Origin of the sequence: Amycolatopsis sp. SID8362, assembly GCF_010550475.1 — a bacterium.
Classification (GTDB): domain Bacteria; phylum Actinomycetota; class Actinomycetes; order Mycobacteriales; family Pseudonocardiaceae; genus Amycolatopsis; species Amycolatopsis eburnea.
Genome location: NZ_JAAGNB010001070.1, coordinates 1 through 3,964, shown reverse-complemented (window position 1 = coordinate 3,964; position 3,964 = coordinate 1). Strand labels below are relative to the sequence as shown.

At 73.0% G+C, this 3,964-nt stretch carries 6 protein-coding genes, 1 tRNA gene and 1 pseudogene; 3 read left to right on the top strand and 5 right to left on the bottom strand.

Annotated elements, in window-relative coordinates; translation table 11 throughout:
- Together G3I65_RS33700 and G3I65_RS33695 are read right to left on the bottom strand one after the other, a co-directional pair.
- Nucleotides 1-249, bottom strand: a pseudogene (locus tag G3I65_RS33700) (L-seryl-tRNA(Sec) selenium transferase); the annotation flags it as partial.
- Nucleotides 249-343, bottom strand: a tRNA-Sec gene (locus G3I65_RS33695). The gene G3I65_RS33695 and the pseudogene G3I65_RS33700, both read right to left, overlap by 1 nt.
- 54 nt (nt 344-397) lie before the next feature.
- Between G3I65_RS33695 and selD the strand changes: the two genes are divergently transcribed.
- Both selD and G3I65_RS33685 read left to right on the top strand, forming a co-directional pair.
- On the top strand, nt 398-1,387 hold the full coding sequence (gene selD, locus G3I65_RS33690) for a selenide, water dikinase SelD (protein ID WP_160699683.1): 990 nt from the start codon (nt 398-400) through the stop codon (nt 1,385-1,387).
- A 34-nt stretch (nt 1,388-1,421) separates the two neighbouring features.
- Nucleotides 1,422-1,634, top strand: a complete 213-nt coding sequence (locus tag G3I65_RS33685) for a DUF2795 domain-containing protein (protein ID WP_160699682.1) — start codon at nt 1,422-1,424, stop codon at nt 1,632-1,634.
- A gap of 1 nt (nt 1,635) precedes the next feature.
- Here G3I65_RS33685 and G3I65_RS33680 read toward each other — a convergent pair whose 3' ends face one another.
- A complete protein-coding gene (locus G3I65_RS33680) occupies nt 1,636-1,926 on the bottom strand; it encodes a ribosomal protein L7/L12 (RefSeq protein WP_160699681.1) in 291 nt (96 codons plus the stop codon).
- A 54-nt stretch (nt 1,927-1,980) separates the two neighbouring features.
- Between G3I65_RS33680 and G3I65_RS33675 the strand changes: the two genes are divergently transcribed.
- Nucleotides 1,981-2,547, top strand: a complete 567-nt coding sequence (locus tag G3I65_RS33675) for an isochorismatase family protein (RefSeq protein WP_160699680.1) — start codon at nt 1,981-1,983, stop codon at nt 2,545-2,547.
- Nucleotides 2,548-2,694: 147 nt separating this feature from the next.
- On the opposite strand, the gene G3I65_RS33670 is transcribed toward G3I65_RS33675, so the two are convergent.
- Together G3I65_RS33670 and G3I65_RS33665 are read right to left on the bottom strand one after the other, a co-directional pair.
- Nucleotides 2,695-3,027: an antibiotic biosynthesis monooxygenase gene (locus tag G3I65_RS33670; protein WP_160699679.1), complete on the bottom strand. Its 333-nt coding sequence runs from the start codon at nt 3,025-3,027 to the stop codon at nt 2,695-2,697.
- 45 nt (nt 3,028-3,072) lie between these two features.
- The coding region (locus G3I65_RS33665) for a serine hydrolase (RefSeq protein ID WP_239071619.1) at nt 3,073-3,964 on the bottom strand (892 nt) is incomplete at its 5' end.

Genomic DNA, 3,964 nt, shown 5'->3' with positions numbered 1-3,964 from the left:
GAGGTTGGTGTGCACGACGACGCCGGTCGCGTTGAGCACCGGCCGCAGCGAAGACGCGCTCCCGGGCAGCCGCGCGAGCACGGTGGCGGCGACGTCGGCCGGGGCCAGTTCCCCGGCGCGCGCGGCCCGCTGGACGTCCTGGATGACGGATTTCACCAGGTCACGGCCGAGTTCGGCGGCGGCTTTGGCGATCCCGGGTTCGGCCAGGAGCGCGTCGGTGCGCGGGATCGCGCGGCGCGGGTCAGGCATGGCGGAGGCGGACGGGAATCGAACCCGCCAGCGGCAGGACCTGCCGCTCGGCGATTTTGAAGATCGCGCCGGTCACCAGGCCGGATACGCCTCCCTGCACCATGGCAGCCATCCTGCCAAGGTCGCGGCCGGCGGGCACGATGAACCCGTGGGTTACCGACTGACGCAGTACGCGCACGGCGGCGGCTGCGCGTGCAAGATCCCGCCGGGCGAACTCGAAGCGGCCGTCCGCGGCCTCACCGGCGCCTCCCCCGTCGATCCCCCCGGCGAGCTGCTCGTCGGGCTCGACACCGGCGACGACGCGGCCGCGGTCCGGATCTCCGGGGACACCGCGCTCATCGCGACGACGGACTTCTTCACGCCGGTGGTCGACGACGCCTACGACTGGGGCCGGATCGCCGCCGCCAACGCCCTTTCCGACGTCTACGCCATGGGCGGCACGCCGGTGGTGGCGGTCAACCTGCTCGGCTGGCCGCGCGAGACGCTGCCGTTCGAGCTGGCCGCCGAAGTGCTGCGCGGCGGCCTCGACGTCTGCGGCGAGGCGGGCTGCCACCTCGCCGGCGGGCACAGCATCGACGACCCGGAACCGAAGTACGGCCTGGCCGTCACCGGCGTGGCGGACCCGTCGCGGCTGCTGCGCAACGACGCCGGCCGCGCGGGGCTGCCGCTGACGCTCACCAAGCCGCTCGGCGTCGGGGTGCTGAACTCGCGGCACAAGGCCACCGGGGAACGGTTCGAGCAGGCGATCGACGTCATGACCACGCTGAACGCCCCGGCCGCGCGTGCGGCGGTGGACGCGGGGGCCACGTGCGCCACCGACGTCACGGGCTTCGGCCTGCTGGGTCACCTGCACAAGCTGGCACGGGCCAGCGGTGTCACGGCCAGGATCGACCCGGCGGCGGTGCCGTACCTCGACGGCGCGCGGGCGGCGTTGCGCGACGGGTACGTCAGCGGCGGCACCCGGCGCAACCTCGACTGGGTCGCACCGCACGCCGACCTCGCGGTCTCCGCGGACGAGGCGTTGCTGCTGGCCGACGCGCAGACGTCCGGCGGGCTGCTGGTCGCCGGCGAGCTGCCGGGGTACCCGGTGATCGGGGAACTCGTGCCGCGCGGGGAGCACACGATCGTCGTGGGCTGAGTTTCGGCCCGGGCGCGGCGGGTACGCGACAGGTATGTCCGCACCGGAACGAACCAGCCTCGAACAGCACCTGGCCGAGACGCGGTACCCGTGCGGCCGCGACGAGCTCCTGCGCCGCGCGGCGGCGTCCGGCGGCGGCGACTCGGTGCTCGGCCCCCTCGGCGGCCTGCCCGACGGCGACCGGTACGAAAACTTCGACGCCGTGTGGGAGGCCGTGTCGGCCAAGCACATCGGCGGGGCGCCGTAGGTCAGCCCAGGCGCTCGACGGCGTCCTTGGCGTCTTTGAGGTCGGCGCCGGTGCGTTCGCGGTAGACCTTGATCGCCTGGATCTTCCGGCCCTGCCGCACCAGCGCGACGACCTCGTCGAGCCCGGGCTCCTCGACGGTCACCCCGAGCTTCTCGGCGATGGCGTCCAGCTTGGTTTCCATCCGCGCGAGCCGCCGATCGACCCGCGTCAGCCGCCGATCGGTGGCCGACGAACCCAGCGCGACGACCACGACCAGCACGACCACACCCAGCAACAGCATCCCGTAGTCCATGGCGGGCCATGCTACTTCCGGAAATTGTCGGTGGTGGCGGTTATCGTTCCGCCCATGACCACACTGACCGACCGCACGAAGACCGCCCTGCTCGTCGTCGACGTCCAGAACGGGGTGATGTCCTCGGCCCACGACCGCTCGACGGTCCTCGCCAACATCGTGACCCTGGTGGACAAGGCCCGCGCGGCCGGCACGGAAGTGGTGTGGGTGCAGCACACCAGCGCCGAGCTGCCGCGCGACAGCGAGCCGTGGGCGTACGTGCCGGAGCTGGCGCGGCGCGAGGCGGAACCGCTGGTGCACAAGGAGTACGGCGACTCGTTCGAGGCGACGGACCTGGAGGCGGTCCTGGCCGAGCGCGGGGTGGGCTCGCTGGTGGTGGCGGGCGCGCAGACGGACGCGTGCATCCGGTCCACATTGCACGGCGCGCTGGCGCGGGGATACGACGCGGTGCTGGTGTCGGACGCGCACACGACGGAAGACCTGTCGGCGTACGGTGCGCCGCCGCCGGGTCAGGTGATCGCGCACACGAACATGTACTGGCAGTACCAGACGGCGCCGGGCCGGACGGCGGGCACGTTGACGACGGAGGAGGTGGAGTTCGGGGTAACGACACCGGCTTGAGGGTGACCGGTGGGCTGCCGGGCGCGGTTGCGCCCGGCAGGATCGGCCGAGCCGGGAGCTGCGATCGGTTTACGGCGGCCCTGCGCTACGGCCGGCGCGAGCGTCGGCGAACTCGGCCGAGCCCGCCCGCGATCCCCGTGCGGCCAGCTACTCCTGCCGCGTGAAGCCGTAAGCGCGCTCCACCCTCGCCACCTCGATGTGGTAGTTCGCGTACCACTCCTCCCGCCCCCGCCGCTGCGCCTCGAGATGCTCCGGATGCTGCTTCCAAGCCGCGATCGACTCGGCATCCCGGTAATACAGCACCGTCAGCTCCCGGCCGTCCGCGGCAGTGCGCGACTCCCGGCCCAAATACCCCGGCTGAGCGCGGCCCAGCTCGGCCATCCGCTCGTCCATCGCCGCGTACCCGTCAAGGTTCGACTCGTCCAAGGCGCTCGTGATGATGACCGCGTAGTACGGCGGTTCCGGTCTCGTGAAGGACACTGGCGGAGCCTAAGCCGACGGAAACCGCCGCCCCAAGCGGTTTTCTCAGGTGCCGCGGAGGTGGTCGCGCAGGGCTCGGGCGACGCGGGACATCAGGACGTCCGCCTCCGGCTGGACCACCGCCGGGACGCGGGATTCCGTCAGCGCCACCACGGCGAACACGCCGCCGTCCGCATGCTCGACGACGCCCGCCTCGTGGCGCAGGTTCAGCAGCGTTCCCGTTTTCGACGACCACTTCGCCGCGTCCGAAGCGAAGTCCGGGCTCAGGCGGTGGCGGAGCACGTTGTTCGCCATCAGGTCGCGCACGCCCGCCGCCACCGCCGGGTCGATCTTCGACGGGGTCCACAGCGCCTGCAGCAGCTCCAGCAGCGCGCGGGCAGACGCCGTGTTCGCGCGTGATACGTCGAGCTGGGCCAGGCGGTGGCCCTGGCCCGCCGTTCCCGCGCCGATCGCCAGCGCGTGGGCCAGGTCCGCCTCGCCGGCGTCGAAGCGCTCGGCCGGGGTTTCCACCAGGTCGCGCAGCTCGTGCCGCAGCGCGATGCCGGTCAGGCCCCAGCCGGTCAGCAGCGCCGCGACCTCGGCCGGGGGTGTCAGGCCGAACAGGACGTCGGCCGCCTGGCCGTCGCTGAGGCACGTGCTCAGGTAGAGCAGGTCTTCGACCGCGATGCGGGCCGGGTGGCGGAAGCGGGTCAAGCCGATCGGGCCGGGTGTGGTCACGCGGCCGGGCGGGACCTCCAGCTGGGTCGCGGCGTCGAGTTCGCCGCGGCGGACGCGCTCCAGCGTCGCCGCCGCCAGCGGGACCTTGACCAGGGACGCGATCGGGTACTCGCGGTCCGGGTCGATGCCCACCTCGGCGCCGGTGCGCAGGTCGCGCACCAGGAACGACCCGCGCAGCCCGCCCTCGTCCAGCTCCACCCGCAGGTCGCGCACCAGCGCT